The 19,121-nt window shown below is 43.6% G+C and carries 22 protein-coding genes and 1 pseudogene; 2 read left to right on the forward strand and 21 right to left on the reverse strand.

All coding sequences use genetic code 11. The annotated features are described in order from the left end of the window. Nucleotides 1-62: 62 nt before the first annotated feature. The 3 genes from ABQ275_RS19615 to ABQ275_RS19625 all read right to left on the reverse strand — a co-directional run bounded on the left by ABQ275_RS19615 (nucleotide 63) and on the right by ABQ275_RS19625 (nucleotide 4,539). Nucleotides 63-785 (reverse strand): response regulator transcription factor, encoded by a 723-nt coding sequence (locus ABQ275_RS19615; RefSeq protein WP_349314851.1) that lies wholly within the window; start codon nucleotides 783-785, stop codon nucleotides 63-65. A gap of 269 nt (nucleotides 786-1,054) precedes the next feature. Further along, nucleotides 1,055-2,017: a D-2-hydroxyacid dehydrogenase gene (locus tag ABQ275_RS19620; protein ID WP_349314852.1), complete on the reverse strand. Its 963-nt coding sequence runs from the start codon at nucleotides 2,015-2,017 to the stop codon at nucleotides 1,055-1,057. Between the two features lie 119 nt (nucleotides 2,018-2,136). Continuing rightward, nucleotides 2,137-4,539 (reverse strand): thiamine pyrophosphate-dependent enzyme, encoded by a 2,403-nt coding sequence (locus tag ABQ275_RS19625; protein ID WP_349314853.1) that lies wholly within the window; start codon nucleotides 4,537-4,539, stop codon nucleotides 2,137-2,139. A gap of 196 nt (nucleotides 4,540-4,735) precedes the next feature. Here ABQ275_RS19625 and ABQ275_RS19630 point away from each other — a divergent pair, with 196 nt between their 5' ends. Further along, on the forward strand, nucleotides 4,736-5,125 hold the full coding sequence (locus tag ABQ275_RS19630) for a DUF1573 domain-containing protein (RefSeq protein WP_349314854.1): 390 nt from the start codon (nucleotides 4,736-4,738) through the stop codon (nucleotides 5,123-5,125). Between the two features lie 110 nt (nucleotides 5,126-5,235). Beyond that, the gene (locus tag ABQ275_RS19635; RefSeq protein WP_349314855.1) at nucleotides 5,236-6,435 is read left to right on the forward strand and encodes a pyridoxal phosphate-dependent aminotransferase; all 1,200 of its coding nucleotides are present in this window, start codon (nucleotides 5,236-5,238) and stop codon (nucleotides 6,433-6,435) included. Between the two features lie 681 nt (nucleotides 6,436-7,116). Here ABQ275_RS19635 and carA read toward each other — a convergent pair. From carA to rpsN, 18 genes and pseudogenes are all read right to left on the reverse strand, one after another. Beyond that, nucleotides 7,117-8,229: a glutamine-hydrolyzing carbamoyl-phosphate synthase small subunit gene (gene carA, locus ABQ275_RS19640; RefSeq protein ID WP_349314856.1), complete on the reverse strand. Its 1,113-nt coding sequence runs from the start codon at nucleotides 8,227-8,229 to the stop codon at nucleotides 7,117-7,119. Nucleotides 8,230-8,369: 140 nt separating this feature from the next. Next, on the reverse strand, nucleotides 8,370-9,197 hold the full coding sequence (locus ABQ275_RS19645; RefSeq protein ID WP_349314857.1) for a hypothetical protein: 828 nt from the start codon (nucleotides 9,195-9,197) through the stop codon (nucleotides 8,370-8,372). Nucleotides 9,198-9,467: 270 nt separating this feature from the next. Beyond that, a pseudogene (gene rplQ / locus ABQ275_RS19650) lies at nucleotides 9,468-9,818 on the reverse strand (50S ribosomal protein L17); the annotation flags it as partial. A gap of 197 nt (nucleotides 9,819-10,015) precedes the next feature. Continuing rightward, nucleotides 10,016-11,011: a DNA-directed RNA polymerase subunit alpha gene (locus ABQ275_RS19655; RefSeq protein ID WP_349314858.1), complete on the reverse strand. Its 996-nt coding sequence runs from the start codon at nucleotides 11,009-11,011 to the stop codon at nucleotides 10,016-10,018. A gap of 67 nt (nucleotides 11,012-11,078) precedes the next feature. Then, a complete protein-coding gene (rpsD, locus tag ABQ275_RS19660; protein ID WP_349314859.1) occupies nucleotides 11,079-11,684 on the reverse strand; it encodes a 30S ribosomal protein S4 in 606 nt (201 codons plus the stop codon). Nucleotides 11,685-11,839: 155 nt separating this feature from the next. Then, complete coding sequence (gene rpsK, locus ABQ275_RS19665) at nucleotides 11,840-12,241, reverse strand: 30S ribosomal protein S11 (protein ID WP_127044295.1); 402 nt, start codon at nucleotides 12,239-12,241, stop codon at nucleotides 11,840-11,842. Nucleotides 12,242-12,354: 113 nt separating this feature from the next. After that, nucleotides 12,355-12,735, reverse strand: coding sequence for a 30S ribosomal protein S13 (rpsM, locus tag ABQ275_RS19670; protein WP_349314860.1), 381 nt, complete (start codon nucleotides 12,733-12,735; stop codon nucleotides 12,355-12,357). 60 nt (nucleotides 12,736-12,795) lie between these two features. Beyond that, complete coding sequence (rpmJ, locus tag ABQ275_RS19675; RefSeq protein WP_073083232.1) at nucleotides 12,796-12,912, reverse strand: 50S ribosomal protein L36; 117 nt, start codon at nucleotides 12,910-12,912, stop codon at nucleotides 12,796-12,798. Nucleotides 12,913-12,984: 72 nt separating this feature from the next. Then, nucleotides 12,985-13,203, reverse strand: a complete 219-nt coding sequence (gene infA / locus ABQ275_RS19680; RefSeq protein ID WP_012789309.1) for a translation initiation factor IF-1 — start codon at nucleotides 13,201-13,203, stop codon at nucleotides 12,985-12,987. Nucleotides 13,204-13,353: 150 nt separating this feature from the next. Further along, the gene (map, locus tag ABQ275_RS19685; RefSeq protein ID WP_349314861.1) at nucleotides 13,354-14,154 is read right to left on the reverse strand and encodes a type I methionyl aminopeptidase; all 801 of its coding nucleotides are present in this window, start codon (nucleotides 14,152-14,154) and stop codon (nucleotides 13,354-13,356) included. 156 nt (nucleotides 14,155-14,310) lie between these two features. Next, complete coding sequence (gene secY, locus ABQ275_RS19690; RefSeq protein ID WP_349314862.1) at nucleotides 14,311-15,654, reverse strand: preprotein translocase subunit SecY; 1,344 nt, start codon at nucleotides 15,652-15,654, stop codon at nucleotides 14,311-14,313. Between the two features lie 78 nt (nucleotides 15,655-15,732). Beyond that, nucleotides 15,733-16,179 carry a 50S ribosomal protein L15 gene (gene rplO / locus ABQ275_RS19695; RefSeq protein ID WP_349314863.1) on the reverse strand — a complete coding sequence of 149 codons (447 nt, stop codon included), beginning with the start codon at nucleotides 16,177-16,179 and terminating at the stop codon, nucleotides 15,733-15,735. 125 nt (nucleotides 16,180-16,304) lie between these two features. After that, nucleotides 16,305-16,490, reverse strand: coding sequence for a 50S ribosomal protein L30 (gene rpmD, locus ABQ275_RS19700; protein ID WP_349314864.1), 186 nt, complete (start codon nucleotides 16,488-16,490; stop codon nucleotides 16,305-16,307). A gap of 95 nt (nucleotides 16,491-16,585) precedes the next feature. Further along, nucleotides 16,586-17,104 (reverse strand): 30S ribosomal protein S5, encoded by a 519-nt coding sequence (gene rpsE, locus ABQ275_RS19705; RefSeq protein ID WP_349314865.1) that lies wholly within the window; start codon nucleotides 17,102-17,104, stop codon nucleotides 16,586-16,588. Nucleotides 17,105-17,155: 51 nt separating this feature from the next. Further along, entirely contained in the window at nucleotides 17,156-17,509 is a 354-nt protein-coding gene (rplR, locus tag ABQ275_RS19710; RefSeq protein WP_349314866.1) for a 50S ribosomal protein L18, read from the reverse strand. Nucleotides 17,510-17,601: 92 nt separating this feature from the next. Next, the gene (rplF, locus tag ABQ275_RS19715) at nucleotides 17,602-18,156 is read right to left on the reverse strand and encodes a 50S ribosomal protein L6 (protein WP_349314867.1); all 555 of its coding nucleotides are present in this window, start codon (nucleotides 18,154-18,156) and stop codon (nucleotides 17,602-17,604) included. Between the two features lie 128 nt (nucleotides 18,157-18,284). Then, nucleotides 18,285-18,683 (reverse strand): 30S ribosomal protein S8, encoded by a 399-nt coding sequence (gene rpsH, locus ABQ275_RS19720; protein ID WP_349314868.1) that lies wholly within the window; start codon nucleotides 18,681-18,683, stop codon nucleotides 18,285-18,287. A 148-nt stretch (nucleotides 18,684-18,831) separates the two neighbouring features. Beyond that, nucleotides 18,832-19,101 carry a 30S ribosomal protein S14 gene (gene rpsN, locus ABQ275_RS19725; protein ID WP_349314869.1) on the reverse strand — a complete coding sequence of 90 codons (270 nt, stop codon included), beginning with the start codon at nucleotides 19,099-19,101 and terminating at the stop codon, nucleotides 18,832-18,834. Nucleotides 19,102-19,121: the final 20 nt, after the last annotated feature.

A 19,121-nucleotide genomic window follows, 5' to 3' on the forward strand; every position in this document is an offset into this window, starting at 1 on the left:
AGGTAACGTCCCGGTAACTCACCGGGACGTTTTTCATGGGATGATGGTCAAAGAAAAAAAGTTTATGCTTTGGCAATGACATGTGCGCGATCCAGTTCGTTGATCACCAGCATCAGTCCTCTGCCGTGGAAGGTTTCAATTTTAACAAGGGGGTCCATCGCTATACGCTTACGCAACCGGCTCAGGTATACATCCATCACACGCTGCGCCATGTGGCCATCCACCCCCCATATACTCGTCAGAATGTGTTCCCGCGTCATTCTTTTATTCGAATTTTCGCAGAGATAACGCAGCAGTTCCGCCTCTTTGGGAGATATAGTGATACACTTCCCGGTCAACTTCTCTTTCAACTGCAATTGTGTATAATCAAAAACAAGATTTCCGATAGTGAAAACGATCCGTTTCTCGCTGCGTAACAGGCGGCTCCGCTTAATATAAACGATGGCCCGGCTAATCAGTTCATCTGTATTGAAAGGTTTCACCAGGTAATCATCGGCGCCCACATCAAAGCCCGCCAGTTTGTCGCGCTCCATATAACGGGACGACGTGAAAACAATAGGTATGTTCAGATCCCTGGTACGGATATCAGCCGCCAGGGCAAAACCATCTTTACGCGGCATCACCACATCCAGGATGCAGAGATCGAAAATCGTTTGCTGGAATTTTTCCCAACCATCCTGGCCATCCAAAGCATGTATTACATCAAAGTTGGCCCGTTCCAGTTGTCTTTTCAATACCTTGGCAAAGAACTCGTCATCCTCCACCAAAAGAATACGTGATTTCATATAGCGGTTGATTTTGAATACCAGAGATGTTGTTTTGGTTGAACCTTCATATAGCAATGAGGGTATTCTATACGTTTATTCGTATAATCAAAAATAAAACAAAACAGCTTCTCTTTCTGTTCAAAATAAAAAAAATCTGTTCATTTTATTCAATGCAGATTTGCCGATAAAAACATACACGTAATCCCATTATCTGAAATGATTAATGCATGATAACTAATCAGTTACTATCATCTCGCCAAAATTTCTTACAATTAAATGATATTATTTTATTGGCGGATGATATTATTTTGAGTCTTTCCCTCCAAAAATGACCTTACATTCTCCACAGTAGTATGCATTAACCTGCCTCTCGCTGCCTGTGTAGCCCAGGCGATATGCGGTGTAATAATCGTTCCGGGAGCACTGATCAGCGGATTATCAGCAGCCGGCGGCTCTGTAGAAAGTACGTCCAGCGCGGCACCGGCTATAACCCCTTCTTTCAACGCTGCCGCCAGATCCGCTTCCTGGATCAACGGCCCCCTGCTGGTATTCACCAGGAAAGCAGTTTTCTTCATCGTATGCAACAAGGCTGTATTCACAAATTCCTTATTCTCCTGGTTCAATGGACAATGCAACGACACTACATCCGACTCCCGGAAACAGGTAGCCAGGTCCACAAAAGTCACCCCTTCCATCTTGTCCCGGTCGGGATGACGATGATGCGCCACCACCTTCATTCCAAAGGCCAGCCCTATGCGAGCAACCGCCTGGCCGATCTGTCCAAGCCCCACGATCCCCAGCGTTTTTCCTTCCAGTTCTACCAATGGTGTCTTCCAGTAACTGAAATCAATACTGCTGCTCCACTCCCCTGCACGTACACTACCGGCATGCAAACCGGTATGATGACATAATTCCAGGATCAGCGCAAACGTAAGCTGGGCCACAGAAGCAGTGCTGTAAGCCGGCACATTGGTCACCGGTATCTTCCTCGCTTTTGCCGCTGCGATATCCACAATATTATACCCCGTAGCCATCACCCCTATATACGCCAGTTCCGGCAGTTGCTGAATAGTAGCGCCGCTGATAACTGATTTATTAGTCAGCAGGATATGCGCATCTTTTGCACGTGCTGCCACATCTTTCTCCTGGGTACGATCATAAACCTTCACATTACCCAACGCTTCCAACGGGCCCCAGTCAAGATCTCCGGGATTCAGCGTATAACCATCCAGTACAACTATATTTTTCATCTGCCTGTGTTTAGTGTATAAAAATATTGAAATGACGCGCATAAAATACGGCAAAAAAAGAAGAAGCCACCCATAAGATCAGGTGGCTTCTTCTTTTATTTTTTTAGGGAGATGTAATGCTATTCTTCCATCATTTCCATTACTATCTTCACCACTTCTTCTGTATTTGGTTTGGAGAAATAATCTCCGTCAGAACCATAAGCAGGGCGATGCGCCTGTGCACTCAGCGTACGTGGTGCCACATCCAGCCAGCGGTAGCCGCCCTGGTGTTCCATCACCTGCTGAAACATATAAGCTGTTCCGCCACCCGGTACATCTTCATCTACAAAGAGAATACGATTGGTTTTTTTAAGAGAGGTAAGAATACTGTGATGAATATCAAAAGGTAATAACGTTTGTACATCTATCAGTTCGCAGGAAACACCCAGTTCTTCCAGCGTAACGATGGCTTCTTCCAGTATACGCGTCATAGAGCCATAGGTCACCAGGGTGATATCTGTTCCTTCCCACAATATTTCCGGAATACCCAATGGTACGGTGAATGTTTCCAGGTTAGCCGGCAACTGCTCTTTTAAACGATAACCGTTTAAAGATTCTATCATCAGCGCCGGTTCATTGGCATACAGGAGGGTATTATACATACCGGCTGCCTGTACCATATTGCGCGGCACACATATGTGCAATCCACGCAGGGAATTGATGATCATGCCCATCGGGGAACCGCTGTGCCAGATGCCTTCCAGCCTGTGCCCGCGTGTACGTACAATGAGGGGGCAATGCTGAATCCCTTTGGTACGGTACTGCAACGAGGCTACATCATCGCTGAGCGGTTGCAAACCATAGAGCAGGTAATCCAGGTACTGGATTTCCGCAATAGGGCGCAGGCCACGCAAAGCCATTCCAACGCCTTGTCCTATAATGGTCAGCTCACGTATACCGGTGTCGGTTATACGTTGTGTACCATGTTTTTGCTGTAACCCGGCAAAGCCCTGGTTTACATCTCCTATTTTACCTACATCTTCACCAAAAGCAAAAACTTTCGGGTTATTGGTAAACAGCTGATCAAAATATTTATTCAGTATTTCATATCCGTTTAGGGTAATGGGCTTTTCCCCGTATGTAGCCGGTATTACCGGTACATTGAGGGCAGCGTTTACGCCGGTGGCATGCAGGTATGAATTATAATTTTCTTTTCCTTTTTCCAGGTATTGGCTATAGTAATGCTGCAAAGCCTGCATGGCTGGTTCTGCATTCAGGTGCCGGTGTTTGACAAGTATGGTGGCAGCAGCTTTCAGCATATCCCTGCGCTGTGGTTCACGGTTGGCTTTCAGTTCACGGATAAACTTGTTGATCATTCCTGCATCAGCACCGTCAATGGCAGCAATAGATGTTGCCAGGGAACTGAATACCTGTACATCGGCTTTTATGGGCGCGATGTATTTTTCCCAGGCCGATTTACGGGCATTCTGTGCAAACGCTTTGGCCGCAACTTCCAGTGCAGCAAGGGTTTCTTCGTCACACAAAGCGTTTTCGATAATCCAGGACCTCATTTTGAGGTTGCAGTCAAATTCCCTTTCCCATGATAACCGCTCCTTACTTTTGTAACGCTCGTGGGAACCACTGGTAGAATGACCCTGCGGCTGTGTGATCTCTTCTACATGAAACAGGGCAGGAACATGGGTTTGCCGTATTTTACGGATAGCTCCTTCAAATACTTCGCACATGCCGGCATAATCCCAGCCTTTTACATTGTATATATCAAAACCGTTGGAGCCTTCTGTTTTACGGAAGCCCTCCAGTGCAACGCTGATAGAGTTTTTAGTAGTCTGGTATTTCCGTGGAACAGAGATACCATATCCATCATCCCATACAAATACGGCCAATGGCACCTGTAATACACCGGCAGCATTCATGGTTTCCCAGAAATGACCTTCCGACGTAGAGGCGTCACCGATAGTAGCAAAACATATTTCATTGCCGTTGTCAGACAGTCCTTCGAACTGTTTCAACGTTTCTACTTCACGAAATAATTTGGATGCATAGGCCAATCCCAGTGAACGGGGCATCTGACTGGCTGTGGGCGCCATATCAGCTGCGGAGTTCTTCATCTCTTTGAGGTTCAGCCAGTTTCCGTCTTTATCCAGGTTAGGCGTAGCATAATGAGAATTCATCTGACGGCCACCGGAAAACGGGTCATGGTTCAGATCAGGATCGGCATATAACTGGGAAAAAAATTGTTCAGGAGTGGCTATACCAGTGGCAAAAGCAACAGTCTGGTCGCGGTAATAACCGGAGCGAAAGTCGCCAGGCTTGAAATATTTGGACATTGCTACCTGCGCCACTTCCTTACCATCTCCAAAAATGCCAAATTTCGCCTTACCCGTCAGCACTTCCTTTCGGGCCAGCAGACTAACTTCCCTGCTTTCGCAAGCCAACCTGTAGTCATTTAGCACTTCCTTGCGGAACTCTTCGAATGACAACCGGCTTTCTATATTCATAGATAGTTCGTTATTTTCTATCATGCCTCTTGGTTAAAATACAAAAGTAAGGTTAATTATACAGTTGAAAAATGCCTGCTAATCTTCCATTTAAAATAATCTGATTTTTTTTAATAAGATTTTAATAAATTGTAAGGTAACTATTACTTTTTGGCCGTAAATTTGTTTCTGGCATGAAAGATATTCATATTTTTTAACCAAGTCGCTCTAAAACCATCATATGAAAATGAAAAAATTTATCTTATCCCTATTTGCGAGCATGCTGATAACGACAGCATTATGGGCTCAAACTAATCCGGCTGATTCCAAAGTGAAATTCACTAAAGAGACGATTGATTTCGGTAAAACAAAATTAAACAAACCAGTTGCCGTAGATTTTGAATTCACGAACATTTCCAAAGAGCCTATTTTGATTGAAGCTGCCCGCGCAAGCTGCGGTTGCACTACACCAAAATGGACACAGGAACCGGTACTGCCTGGTAAAAAAGGCAAGATCAGCGCAAGCTACAGTGCCAATGGCACAGGTCAGCAAAACAAAACCATCTGGGTTAAATTCAGAGGTGTTGATCAGGATAAAGAACTGCACCTGACCGGTACAGTAGACAATTGAGTATATACAACAGTATTATATTTAAAACCTTACAGCAGATGCTGTAAGGTTTTTTTGTTGCAAGCCCTGTCCCCCCCTATCTTTGCAGGGCAAAGAATTAAAACATTTTTATGCCTACCATTAGTCAGAGAGGCGAGCAAATGCCGCCTTCTCCTATCAGAAAGCTTGTTCCTTATGCTGAGGCAGCAAAGAAAAGAGGTGTGAATGTGTATCACCTGAACATCGGGCAACCCGACATTGAAACACCAAAACAGGTATTGGATGCCGTGCGGCATTCCGATTTCAAGATCCTGGAATACAGCCACAGTGCGGGTAATGAGAGCTACCGCCGCAAACTGGTTACCTATTACGAGCGGTTTAATATCGCGATAAACTATCAGCAGATTATTGTAACAACCGGTGGCTCCGAAGCCATCATTTTCGCTTTCATGGCTTGCCTGGATCCGGGAGATGAAATCATTGTACCCGAACCTTTTTATGCAAACTATAATGGCTTTGCCGCAGAGGCAGACGTAAAGATCACAACCATCACTTCCAATATTGAAACCGGCTTTGCATTGCCGGCTATGGCCGATTTTGAAAAAGCCATCACGCCACATACCAGGGCTATCCTGATCTGCAACCCGAATAATCCTACCGGTTATTTATATAGCCAGGAAGAAATGGAGGTGCTGAGACAGTTGTGTCTGAAATATAATCTCTTTCTTTTCTCTGATGAGGCTTACCGTGAATTTTGTTATACCGGCCAGCATTTATCAGCTATGAACCTGGAAGGGCTGGAAGAAAATGTGATCCTGATCGATACTATTTCCAAACGTTATAGTGCCTGTGGCGGACGTATAGGCGCGCTGGTCACTAAAAACCAGTCGGTACTGGATTCGGTGATGAAGTTTGCGCAGGCCCGCCTGAGCCCTCCCTCCTTTGCACAGATTGCCGGTGAAGCCGCAGTGGACCTGCCAGCTGACTATTTCGACGTGATCAAGGCTGAATATATGAGCCGCCGCGATACCCTGGTAGAAAGGCTGAATGCCATTCCGGGTGTGTATTGCCCCAATCCGGGTGGTGCCTTCTATGCGATGGCACGTTTACCCATTGATGATACCGATAAGTTCTGTCAGTGGATCCTGGAGTCCTTCTCTTATGAGCAGCAAACAGTGATGATGGCGCCTGCTACCGGTTTTTATGCTACGCCGGGATTAGGCAAGGATGAAGTAAGGCTGGCTTATGTATTGAATAAGGAGGACATTCGTCATGCAATGGTCTGTCTCCAAAAAGCACTGGAAGTATATCCGGGCCGTACCAACAAATAATTTTCGGGTAAAACGGGTATTTAAAAGAAAATAGAAAAGAAGATCAAATATATTACATATAAATATATGTGTGTTTTTTTTCAGCAAAATGCAATTATTTAACACTTACCTCTTGTTTTTATCGTGTTTTATTTTGTACATTTGATCTATAATTACGAATAAACAGAAAATAACTACAAAACAAAAATATTTACATATACGATGAGCTACAAAATCTAAACTTGTTTAAGAAAAATTTAACCTGGAGAATTTCAGGAAGCGATTTTTTGGTGCGACCTTTGACTTGTTATTACAACGGATGATTTATCAGTCATCTGTCAAAATCAAAGATTAACTAAAACGTTTTAGCAAAATATCGTATTTTTGTATCAGTTTTTCATAACGTGGAATTTATAAAGGCAAACGGCTCTGATCACAGAGCCGTATTTTTTTATCTTTATTCCCCGTTTTCTTCCTAAAACCGGCAGAATACTATCGCCTCCACCGGTAATCGAAAATATTCAGCACCTGAATTCACATTAACACACCTTTTTTTTATAATATTGTTATGTAATAAAACGGCGGATACGCTATTGCCTTATTGCATAGCCATTTCGTTTGTTTTCATAACGTGGAATTTTAAAATACAACGGTCCCGATTCCTCGGGACCGTCCTGGTTCAATTCCTTATGTAAACAATGATTATTGCTTGTTCGCTCTGATCATCTCAAAAAAATCATCAAATAAATAGCGGGAGTCAAACGGGCCTGGTGTGCTTTCCGGATGATATTGTACGGAAAAAGCCGGTTTGTTTTTAATACGGATCCCTTCTACCGAATTATCATTCAGGTTGATGTGGGTAATTTCCACATTTTCACTGGCGGCAACTGCTGCAGGATCTACTGCGAAACCATGGTTCTGGGTAGTGATTTCACACAAACCAGTTTTCAGGTTCTTTACCGGATGGTTCAACCCGCGGTGACCATGGTGCATTTTATAAGTAGGGATACCGTGGGCCAGCGCCAGCAACTGATGTCCGAGGCAGATACCAAACATGGGCCTTTCTGCTGCGAGGATCTGCTTTACGGTTTCCACGGCATATGTCAGCGGAGCCGGATCACCGGGACCATTGGATATAAAGTAGGCATGCGGCTTAAACGCTTCGCAGGTTTCAAACTTGGTATCTGTAGGAAACACCTGGAGGTATGCGCCTTTATCAGACAAACACTTCAGCATATTTCTTTTTACGCCATTATCCAGTACGGCTATACGAATATCCGCATTGGGATCTCCAATGTTGTACGCTTCCTTGGTGCTTACTTCCTGACATAAAGCCAGACCTTCCATGGAAGGGACTTTCGCCAGTTCTGCTTTCAGCTTTTCCACATCAAGTGTTTCAGAAGAAATGATGCAGTTCATCGCTCCTTTACTACGGATGTGGGAAACCAGTGCACGGGTATCAACGTCATAAATGGCTACCAGGTTATTGTCAGTGAGGAACTTTTCCAGCGACTCATCAGCCATATGCCTGGAATAGTTATACGAGATGTTTTTCGCAATCAGACCACTGATTTTAACGCTGCTACTTTCCACGTCGTCCTTCTTGGTGCCATAGTTACCGATGTAGCAGTTGTTCATGATAAGCACCTGTCCTTTGTAAGAAGGGTCAGTAAACACTTCCTGGTAACCCGTCATACCGGTATTGAAAGCTAATTCACCGGCAGCAGTGCCAATTTTCCCAAAAGCTTTTCCCTGAAAAACCGTACCGTCGTCTAGCAACAGTATGGCAGGCTGGATGGTTCTTGTCTGAGGCATTTGTGGTATCTGTTCTTGTTTTATATTTTAAAAAAAACCTTCAAGGGGTGTATTAGGCCCTGAAGGTTCGGATAAAAAACCGTGCAAAGTTATGAAATGCAACAGTTAATTGCAGAATTTTTTTCTCAGTAAGCAGATATTTACCTGATTTTTATAGATTTCAGTACCCGCTGCGCTACCTGCCGGCCTACGGGGTCGTCGTTCCTATAATTAATATGGACCAGCCAGCGGCTGTTTCCCCTGACCATCACCAGGTTGCAGAAAGCCAGTCTGATAGCGCCTTTATACAGATAGCTCCCATCTTCCAGTATGCCGGGCATACCAGATATCAGCACCCGTACCGATTTGCAACGCATATCGGTTATTTGTCCGCCTGCCTGTAAAGCATAATGTGATTCTTCTACCGCACCTTCCAGTCCATTGGCCACATTATTCCAGTAGCTGAACATATTTACGGCAATCTGGATACCATCGCCATCCTGGTTCCGGTAGCTCTTCGCGTATTCAATGGTTTTAGCCCCTTCTGTGCCCAGTGGCTGGTCGTGTACCCACAGCTTCACCGGCGTACTTATCTCCAGCGCCTGCCGGCCTATAGTGGCCGTCTGCCAGTTACTATACAAACTTGACTTCGGTACTTTGGCATACAGCAGGGTAAAGACGGCCCTTTTACCAAATAAGGTTCCTGCCGTTACCATCAATGCAAACACCAGTGAAAAAAAGAGGATCACTTTTCCCCGGTTGCCCGGCTGGAATTGTTTTTTCATCCAGGCGGCAGTTCTGCCGGGTTTTTCTTTTTTTATGAAGATGCCTACCGCTTGACGGTATTCGGGGTAGGAGCCCAGGGGATAACGTTTACGCCATTCCGCAAAATTATTCGGCAGTTTCCTGCCGCAGGCATCACAAAAAGTAAGGTATTCCGATTTTAATGCGTTGGCATGACCACAGCTTTCGCACGGCAGGTATTTCATAGGAGGTTCATTAAAAGTTTCTCCGAAAGGATCCGGTAATAATATTACGAAATTTATGCATTTATTTTGGCATAAAAAAAGGACAAAGCGGGGCTTTGTCCTTTTTCATATCGTACTATAAGATTACTCAGCTGGTTTTTCTTCAGTTGCAGTAGTATCTGCAGCTGTAGCTTCTGTTGCTTCGTCAGTAGCTTTCTTTTTTGCACCACCGGCACGACGGGTTTTCTTAGCAGCTGCTTTTTCAGTGCTTACACCGTAGATTTCGTTGAAATCAACCAGTTCAATCATGGCTACTTCTGCGTTATCCCCATGACGTTTACCCAGCTTAATGATGCGGGTATAACCACCGGGACGGGTAGCTATTTTTTCACTGATGGTACCGAACAATTCTTTGATAGCTTCTTTATCCTGCAGATAGCTGAACACGATTCTGCGGTTGTGGGTAGAATCGTTTTTTCCTCTTGTCAGCAATGGTTCAACATAAACGCGCAGTGCTTTTGCTTTTGCGAGTGTAGTGTTGATACGTTTGTGGCTGATCAATTCGCAAGCCAGATTGGACATCAGGGCTTTACGGTGGGAAGCTGTTCTGCTTAATTTGTTTAATTTATTTCCGTGACGCATGACATTTTTTGTTTTACCCCTTACACCGTGTCAGGAATTGTAAGGTACATTGTTAAAGTGGGTGACTATACGGTCATTTTGGGATTTCCGAATTTTTTGATTTTTTGATTTCGGGGTTTTGTTTCAAAAGAAAATCTCTTACTAAAACAAAATCTCAAAATTCCAAAATCAAAAAATTCGAAAATTCGAAAATGATTTTATTCTTCTTCGAGTTTCAGTTTAGACAGATCCATACCGAAGTGCAGACCTCTTTCGCCTAATACCTGTTCAATTTCGCTCAGGGATTTCTGTCCGAAGTTTCTGAACTTCATCAGTTCTTCCTGTTCGTATTGTACCAGTTCGCTCAGTGAATTGATCTTAGCTGCTTTCAGACAGTTGAAAGCACGTACGCTCAGATCGAGATCTTCGAGTGGTGTTTTCAGGATCTTACGCAGTTGCAGTGTTTGTTCATCTACCACGTCTTCTTTTTCCGTGTCCTTGGTATCAAAGCTGATGTTTTCATCAGTAATGATCATCAGGTGCTGGATCAGGATGCGGGAAGCTTGTTTTACTGCTTCTTCCGGGTGGATAGTACCGTCTGTGATCAACTCCATAATGAGTTTCTCATAATCCGTTTTTTGTTCCACACGGGTATTTTCTATGCTGTACTTTACGTTCTTGATAGGTGTAAAGATAGAGTCGATAGCGATGTAGCCGAATACTGCATCCTTGGGTTTGTTTTCCTCAGCTGGAACATAACCGCGGCCTTTGCCGATGGTCAGTTCGATATCCAGCTTGGCAGAAGGATCCAGGGTACAGATTAACAGCTCAGGATTCATAATCTGGAAAGCACTGGTGGCTTTTTCGATCATGTCAGCGCGAAATTCTGTTTTGCCCTTAATCGACAGCGTGATCTTTTCGTTCGTTACATCACTCTCAGAGATTTTTTTGAAACGAACCTGTTTCAGGCTCAGAATAATCTCTGTAACGTCTTCAGTAACACCTTTCAGTGTAGCGAACTCGTGATCTGCTCCTTCAATCTTAATACCCACAATGGCATAGCCCTCCAAAGAAGACAACAGTACGCGACGTAACGCATTACCGATAGTCACAGCATAACCTGGTTCTAATGGACGGAATTCGAATTGAGCTTCAAAGTCGGTAGACTTCTGCAATACGATCTTATCAGGTTTCTGGAAATTTAAAATTGCCATTGATATGATAGATTTATTAGTTTAAATATGAAGTTAGTCCATGGCCGGAGCCATGGACTAATATTTATTACTTAGAGTACAATTCCACGATCAGTTGTTCCTTGATGTTTTCAGGAACGCTCTCTCTCTCAGGGTAAGCAATGAATATACCCTTCATTTCTTTTTCGTTCCAGTCCAACCAGCTAAACTTAGGGTTTTTTCCACGAATAACGCTGGTTAATGCGGTATTGTTTGCTGTTTTGTTCTTCAGACTAACAACATCACCTGGTTTCAGTTGGTAAGAAGGGGTATTAACCACTATACCGTTAACGGTAACGTGTTTATGAGATACCAGCTGACGGGCAGCAGGACGGCTTGGAGCGATACCGAGACGGAACACGGTGTTGTCCAGACGGGCTTCCAGCAGTTTAATCAATACCTCACCGGCAACACCTTTTCTACGGGTAGCTTCGTCAAACAGATTACGGAACTGACGTTCCATCAGACCATAGGTATACTTTGCTTTCTGTTTTTCTCTCAGCTGCAGCGCGTATTCGCCTAATTGCTTGCGTTTACGGTTAGCGCCGTGCATACCCGGAGGGTTGCTGTTCTTGCTTAAATATTTACCATTACCTAAAATGGGTTCGCCAAAAATTCTGCAAATTTTGGTCTTTGGGCCTGTGTACCTTGCCATGATTGAATATACTTTAGATTTTTTAGTTAATGATGTATGCTCTTCAAAAAATCTGAAAACCTGATCATACACCCAATTTATAAATAATAAATTACAAAGTCCAGATACCTGACTTCATAAGAAATCCGGTATCTGGAGTCTGATAGTTTATATTCCTATACTCTTCTTTTCTTAGGAGGACGGCAACCGTTATGCGGTAAAGGCGTAACGTCTTTAATCATGCTCACTTCGATACCGGAGTTGGCGATAGCACGGATAGCACTTTCGCGACCAGCTCCCGGGCCTTTTACAAATACATCTGCTCTTTTCAGACCAGCGTCCATAGCAACTTTCGCAGCATCCTGTGCAGCCAGCTGAGCTGCATATGGCGTGTTCTTTTTAGAACCTCTGAAGCCCATTTTACCAGCAGAAGACCAGGAAATAACCTGACCATGCTTGTTGGTGATGCTTACGATGATATTGTTAAAGCTAGCAGAGATATGTACGTCTCCGTAGTTATCTACTTTTACTACCCTCTTTTTATTAGCAGCAGTTTTTGTATTATTTGCTTTTGCCATAATTATTTAAATTCCAAATATGAAATTCCAGCTCCCAAATTGTAATCGAACGATCTCCGTCCTTAAAACTCCGCTAATCCGGAATTTGGGATTTCAACCTGGGATTTTATTTACTATTTCTTAGTTGCTTTTTTCTTACCAGCCACTGTCTTACGTTTACCTTTACGGGTACGGCTGTTAGTACGTGTACGCTGACCTCTTACCGGCAAGCCTTTCCTGTGGCGCAGACCGCGGTAGCAGGCAATATCCAGCAAACGCTTGATATTCATCTGTACTTCAGAACGCAGTTGACCCTCTACCTTAAACTCACCTGTAATAACATTACGGATGGCAGCTTGATCATCGTCATTCCAATCTTTCACCTTTTTATTGAAATCAATTTCCGCCTTGTTAAGGATATATTGGGCGGTAGAACGGCCTATACCAAAGATATAGGTGAGGCCAATTTCTCCTCTTTTATTTTTAGGAAGATCTATACCGGCTATACGTGCCATATTTCTATTTTAGATTTTATGATTCTGATTAAAAAATCAAATTCCGTTTAGGGGAACCGATTAACCCTGACGTTGTTTAAAACGAGGATTCTTTTTGTTGATAACCAACAAAACACCTTTTCTACGAACTATTTTACAATCCGCACTTCTTTTTTTGATTGCAGCTCTTACCTTCATGATTATTATTTTATAAAAAGGTTATGTTATTTTTAACTTATACGTCCAATCTTCACTTATTCCCCGCCGCACTTATTTGTATCTGAAAATTATACGGCCTCTTGACAAATCGTATGGGCTCATCTCCACTCCCACCTTATCTCCTGGCAGAATGCGGATATAGTGCATTCTCATTTTTCCAGAAATGGTGGCCAGGATTTCATGCCCATTTTCCAATTTTACACGGAACATAGCGTTCGACAAGGCTTCTAATATTATTCCATCCTGTTTAATGAGTGCCTGTTTTGCCATAAAAATTTTTAGGACTGCAAAGATAGCATTTATCTTTTGAAATAGAAAAATTTACCTTTATTATTATTATAATTGTCGGTTTTCCTGCCAAAATCCGGCATTTTTCCTGCTAAAAGCCCCTGTTATTTCCGACAAATACACTGGCAACTGCTAGTAATTTGCGTTCAGTTCAGGGTTGTTTTTTTCTTCTTTTTCGATCTCTGTATAAGAAGATAATACGTCCGCTTTACTTTTTCCAACGGCCACGGTATGTTCGAAATGAACAGACGGGCTGTTGTCGCGGGTAACTACGGTCCAGCCATCTTCCAGGTATTCCACGTCTTTTGAACGGAGATTGATCATGGGTTCAATGGCTATTACCAGGCCTTCCTTGATTACAGGACCGCTTCCGCGTTTACCGTAGTTAGGAACCTGCGGATCTTCGTGCAGGTGCCGGCCGAGCCCATGGCCCACCAGTTCCCTTACCACGCCGTATCCACGCTCTTTCTCTGTATATTCCTGTACTGCGTAAGAGATGTCACCGATCCGGTTACCGATGATCGCCTTCTCAATACCTTTGTAGAGCGATGCTTTGGTAGCACTCATGAGACGGAGTACATTTTCCGCCACATTGCCAATCGCAAAAGTATAGGCGCTATCTGCATGATAACCATTCATATACACACCTACATCCACTGTTACAATATCACCGTCTTTCAGCACATATTTATTCGGAATGCCATGCACTACTGCTTCATTGACAGAGATACAGCAGGCGTTTGGAAATCCTTTATAGTTTTTAAAAGAGGGTACTGCCCCATTCTCCACTATAAACTTGTCTGCTACTGCATCTACATCGAGCGTGCTCATTCCCGGTTTCAGCGTTCTGGCTACTTCTGCCAGGGCTGCACTCAGGAGCAGCGCACTTTTGCGCACCAGTTCTATTTCTTCCTTCGTCTTATAATGAATCATAACAATCCTTCTGTAGCCTTGGCACTTAGCAGACAGGTCTTCGCTAAAAGCCGGCTGCCGGGGGTCAATAGCTTTATTCAAAATAATATAGCCACTAAAGCATAAAAGCTTCTGTGGCTATTTTATTGCGGTTACACGCCGGGGCGTACAATCATTTTATACATTAGCCGGAGCTGATCTGCCTTTGATACGTCCAGTGCTCATCAGACCATCGTAATGGCGCATCAGCAGCTGGCTTTCTATTTGTTGTAAAGTATCCAGGATAACGCCCACCATGATCAACAGGGAAGTACCACCGAAGAAGGTAGCAAAGTTACTATTGATCCTGAATGCAGCTGCTACACCGGGCATAATACCTGCTATAGCCAGGAAAAATGCACCAGGCAGGGTTATACGGTCCATTACTGCACCGATGTAATCGGCGGTAGATTTACCGGGTTTAACACCGGGAATGAACCCGTTATTACGTTTCATTTCATCCGCCATCTGGGTAGGATTGAAGATCAACGCAGTATAAAAGTAGGTGAATACAACTACCAGTATGGCATAAATCAGGTTATACCAGGCATTTGTATGATCACTGAAGATACGTATGAAGCCGGACGCACTTTCAGAAGAAGTAGCGAAGCCTATTAAAGTAGCCGGAATGAACATAATAGCCTGGGCAAAGATGATCGGCATTACACCTGCCGCATTCACCTTGAGGGGAATGAACTGGCGTACACCACCATATTGTTTATTGCCTACAATACGTTTGGCGTAGTTGACCGGTATTTTCCGGGTACCCTGCACCAGCAGGATAAGCCCCACCGTAATAATAATAAAGATGGCAATTTCCAGCAGGAAGAGGATCGGTCCACCCGCGTCACCTGCAACCTTGGTATAGAATTCTGCAATTAACGCTTCTGGTAAGCGGGCAAGGATTCCCATCATGATGATGATGGAAGTACCATTACCGATACCTTTATCTGTAATCTTTTCACCAAGCCACATTACAAACAGGGTACCTGCAGTAAGTACAACAGTGGTAGAAAGCCAGAAGAAGAAGACGCCGTATTCAGGGATAATAGCGCCACCGGATTGATTACGCAGATATGCCACGTAAGCACTTGCCTGGAAGCCAGTTACCACTACCGTGAGGATACGTGTAAACTGATTGATCTTTTTGCGGCCGCTCTCTCCTTCCTTCTGTAGTTTCTGGAAGTGAGGCACTGCTATCGTTAATAACTGGATAGCAATGGATGCGGAGATGTAGGGCATGATACCCAACGCAAAGATAGAGGCCCTTGAAAACGATCCACCGGCAAACATGTTAAACAGCCCCAGGATTCCCTGATTGGAATTCTTTTCAAAGTCAGTGAGGGCGTTTGCATCAATACCAGGCAAAGCTATATAGGATCCTATACGGTAGATGAGGACCAGGAGCAGGGTGGTTAAGATGCGATTACGCAAATCCTCAATACTCCAGATATTCTTAATCGTTTCGATAAATTTCTTCACAGGAAGATAAAGGTTTTATAGCGCTATTAAATATGAAAAGACGCACTACTCCGTAGGCGTCTCCTCAGTCGTAAAGTCTTATACCAGTTCTACTGATCCACCTGCTGTTTCGATGGCCTGTTTAGCTTTCTCACTGATCGCGTTCACTTTGACAGAGACCTTGGTTTTCAGTTCGCCATTAGCCAGAATCTTAACTTTGGCAGTTCTGTTAACCAAACCGTTCATAAACAGGTTTTCCATGTTGAAATCCTGGAGACCGTATTTTTCAACTAAGTGATCCAGTTGGCCCAGGTTGAAGATAGTGTATTCTTCCCGGTTATTATTTTTGAAGCCGCGTTTAGGCATACGGCGTTGGATTGGCATCTGGCCGCCTTCGAAACCTCTTTTGCTGGAATAACCGGCACGTGACTGACCACCTTTGTTACCTTTGGTAGCAGTACCACCTTTACCGGAGGCTTCACCACGTCCGAGACGTTTCACTTTATGTACAGCGCCTTTTGCAGGCTTTAATGAATGCAGATTCATGATTAATTGTTTTTACTTACGCGGAAATTAACCGCTCGCTTTAAATAAAAGTGTGTGTGATGTAAAGTTACAAATGTAAAAGTAAGATTATCACAGGACAATCCCACAGCAGTGTTACTTATTTACTAAGCGTTAACTGTTTCTACTTTTACCAGGTGATCTACTTTACGAACCATTCCCAGGATCTGAGGAGTTGCTTCTACTTCAACAGTAGCGTGCATTTTAGTCAGGCCCAGTGCTTTCAAGGTCAGTTTCTGCCTTTCGGAACGGTCTATCCCACTTTTCACTTGAGTGATTTTAATCTTTGCCATAAACCCCTATCCGCCTAAGGCGGAGTAATTTAATTGTTAATGAATTAGTTTCAAATCTCCCGGACAAATATTTTCGTTTCGGATGTCTGTGAGGATCAACCGTTGAAAACTCTTTTCAGGGAAATGTTCCTGGTTCTGGCGATGCTGATGGGTTCGCGTAACATGCCCAATGCTTTAAAGGTAGCTTTTACCACGTTGTGCGGGTTAGCAGAACCTAAAGATTTAGCCAGAACGTCGGTAACGCCTACGCTTTCCAGCACAGCACGCATAGAACCTCCGGCGATTACACCAGTACCATGAGCAGCTGGTTTAATCAGTACTTTGGCAGCGCCTTCTTTCGCAAACTGATCGTGAGGAATAGTACCGTGCATAACAGGAACCTTGATCAGGTTCTTCTTAGCATCATCTATACCTTTAGTGATAGCCTGCTGCACTTCTTTTGCTTTACCAAGACCATGACCTACCACGCCGTTTTCATTACCTACTACTACCAGTGCGGAGAAACTGAATGTACGACCGCCTTTGGTGGTTTTAGTAACACGGTTGATAGCCACAACTTTCTCTTTCAGCTCCAGATCACCGGCCTTTACTTTATTGAATGAATTCTTTGCCATTTTATTTTATAAGAATTACTTGTTCAGAATTAAAAATTAGGACCCAGGTGATTAAAACTGGAGACCACCTTCTCTTGCTCCGTCAGCTACGTTTTTCACGCGGCCATGATATAAATAACCACTTCTGTCGAAGATGCAACCGGTGATACCCAGTGCAACAGCTTTCACTGCTACTGCTGCGCCAACCAGTTTAGCCTTTTCAGACTTGGTTCCTTGTTGTGCTTTAATATCCTTGTCACGGGAAGAAGCTGATGCCAGGGTAGTACCATTGGTATCATCGATCAATTGCACGTAGATATCGCTGTTGCTGCGAAATACAGACAACCTTGGCGCTTGTGCAGTACCGGAGATCTTTTTACGGATGCGGTAGCGGATCTTCTGTCTCCTGTTAACTTTTGTGCTCATTTGAGTTTTATTTTATTACCCCGATACTGCCGGGATATACTGTTAAAATTAGCTAATCAGCGGGATAGCTGACTAGCTAATTAAAGATTTTTTTATTTACCAGCTGATTTACCAGCTTTCTTACGTACCACTTCATCACTGTAGCGAACACCTTTACCTTTGTAAGGCTCTGGTTTACGCAGGCTGCGGATCTTTGCAGCTACCTGACCCAGTAACTGGTTATCGATACCTTCCAGCATGATCTTAGGGTTCTGACCTTTTTCTGTTAAGGTAGCTACCTTCAGTTCTTTTGGAATTTCGATAATGATATTGTGAGAGTAACCCAATGCGAGATCAAGTAACTGACCGTTGTTAACAGCTTTATAACCAACACCCACCAGTTCCAGTTGTTTTTTATAACCTACTGTAACACCTTCAACCATGTTAGCGAGTAAAGCGCGGTAAAGACCGTGCAGTGCTTTGTGACGAATCTGTTCTGTGGGGCGGATTACTGTTAATACGCCGTCTTTCACTTCGATCTTCATTTCCCGGTCGATGTCCTTTTTCAGTTCACCTTTTGGGCCTTTTACGGTTACTTCATTAGCAGGGGATACAGTAACTGTAACACCAGTTGCTAATTTGATAGGAGCTTTACCTATACGTGACATAACTTCTGTTTAAAGTTTATTTGAGATTTATTTACCGGTTATCCGTGTTCAGCGCCGTATAGAAAGCTTAATTGTCAGATAACTTATGTTTGGTTTATTGGTTGCATAACAACCAATAAACCAATATATTAATAGATGTAGCAAACTACTTCGCCACCTACATTTTGAGCTTTGGCTTCCTTATCGGTCATTACACCTTTGGAAGTAGAAATGATAGCCACGCCTAAACCATTCTTCACACGTTTAAAATCTTCAGGTTTAGAGTACTGACGCAGGCCTGGACGGCTGATACGTTGCAGATCTCTAATAGCGGGCACTTTAGTTAAGGGATCATACTTCAAAGCGATCTTGATAACGCCTTGTTTCGTATCTTCTTCGAATTTGTACTTCAGGATATAACCTTTGTCGTACAGAATTTCTGTAATGCGTTTTTTCAGCTTGGATGCCGGAATCTCCACGATCCTGTGGGTGGCCATTTGCGCGTTCCGGATTCTTGTCAGGAAGTCTGCTATTGGATCAGTAACCATTGTTGAAATAGTTTGATAATGTTTACAATGCGATATCCAATCGTATTAGATGGGAATCAAATAACTTTCATTTTCGGATTTCTTGATTTTGTGATTTACGGATTTAAATTCCTAAATACGAAAATCAAAAAATCAAAAAATATTGATTTTACCAGCTGGCTTTAGTTACGCCAGGGATTTTGCCTGCGAGGGCCAGGTCGCGGAACATGTTCCTGCAAAGGCCGAAGTGACGCATGTATCCTTTAGGACGACCGGTCAGCTGGCATCTGTTGTGCAGACGAACAGGGGAAGCGTTCTTAGGCAGTTGATCCAGTGCGCTATAGTCACCGGCAGCTTTCAGGGCAGCGCGCTTTTCAGCAAATTTTGCTACCATTGCTTCTCTTTTCCTTTGTCTGGCTTTTACGGATTCTTTTGCCATAATTATATTATCGTTTCGAT

Origin of the sequence: Chitinophaga sp. MM2321 (assembly GCF_964033635.1) — a bacterium.
Taxonomy (GTDB): domain Bacteria; phylum Bacteroidota; class Bacteroidia; order Chitinophagales; family Chitinophagaceae; genus Chitinophaga.

Bases quoted from the DNA above. Each gene is read 5' to 3' on its own strand.
- ABQ275_RS19615 (WP_349314851.1), bottom strand. From the start codon at position 785: ATGAAATCACGTATTCTTTTGGTGGAGGATGACGAGTTCTTTGCCAAG.
- ABQ275_RS19620 (WP_349314852.1), bottom strand. From the start codon at position 2,017: ATGAAAAATATAGTTGTACTGGATGGTTATACGCTGAATCCCGGAGAT.
- ABQ275_RS19625 (WP_349314853.1), bottom strand. From the start codon at position 4,539: ATGATAGAAAATAACGAACTATCTATGAATATAGAAAGCCGGTTGTCA.
- ABQ275_RS19630 (WP_349314854.1), top strand. From the start codon at position 4,736: ATGAAAATGAAAAAATTTATCTTATCCCTATTTGCGAGCATGCTGATA.
- ABQ275_RS19635 (WP_349314855.1), top strand. From the start codon at position 5,236: ATGCCTACCATTAGTCAGAGAGGCGAGCAAATGCCGCCTTCTCCTATC.
- carA (WP_349314856.1), bottom strand. From the start codon at position 8,229: ATGCCTCAGACAAGAACCATCCAGCCTGCCATACTGTTGCTAGACGAC.
- ABQ275_RS19645 (WP_349314857.1), bottom strand. From the start codon at position 9,197: ATGAAATACCTGCCGTGCGAAAGCTGTGGTCATGCCAACGCATTAAAA.
- ABQ275_RS19655 (WP_349314858.1), bottom strand. From the start codon at position 11,011: ATGGCAATTTTAAATTTCCAGAAACCTGATAAGATCGTATTGCAGAAG.
- rpsD (WP_349314859.1), bottom strand. From the start codon at position 11,684: ATGGCAAGGTACACAGGCCCAAAGACCAAAATTTGCAGAATTTTTGGC.
- rpsK (WP_127044295.1), bottom strand. From the start codon at position 12,241: ATGGCAAAAGCAAATAATACAAAAACTGCTGCTAATAAAAAGAGGGTA.
- rpsM (WP_349314860.1), bottom strand. From the start codon at position 12,735: ATGGCACGTATAGCCGGTATAGATCTTCCTAAAAATAAAAGAGGAGAA.
- rpmJ (WP_073083232.1), bottom strand. From the start codon at position 12,912: ATGAAGGTAAGAGCTGCAATCAAAAAAAGAAGTGCGGATTGTAAAATA.
- infA (WP_012789309.1), bottom strand. From the start codon at position 13,203: ATGGCAAAACAGGCACTCATTAAACAGGATGGAATAATATTAGAAGCC.
- map (WP_349314861.1), bottom strand. From the start codon at position 14,154: ATGATTCATTATAAGACGAAGGAAGAAATAGAACTGGTGCGCAAAAGT.
- rplO (WP_349314863.1), bottom strand. From the start codon at position 16,179: ATGAATCTGCATTCATTAAAGCCTGCAAAAGGCGCTGTACATAAAGTG.
- rpmD (WP_349314864.1), bottom strand. From the start codon at position 16,490: ATGGCAAAGATTAAAATCACTCAAGTGAAAAGTGGGATAGACCGTTCC.
- rpsE (WP_349314865.1), bottom strand. From the start codon at position 17,104: ATGGCAAAGAATTCATTCAATAAAGTAAAGGCCGGTGATCTGGAGCTG.
- rplR (WP_349314866.1), bottom strand. From the start codon at position 17,509: ATGAGCACAAAAGTTAACAGGAGACAGAAGATCCGCTACCGCATCCGT.
- rplF (WP_349314867.1), bottom strand. From the start codon at position 18,156: ATGTCACGTATAGGTAAAGCTCCTATCAAATTAGCAACTGGTGTTACA.
- rpsH (WP_349314868.1), bottom strand. From the start codon at position 18,683: ATGGTTACTGATCCAATAGCAGACTTCCTGACAAGAATCCGGAACGCG.
- rpsN (WP_349314869.1), bottom strand. From the start codon at position 19,101: ATGGCAAAAGAATCCGTAAAAGCCAGACAAAGGAAAAGAGAAGCAATG.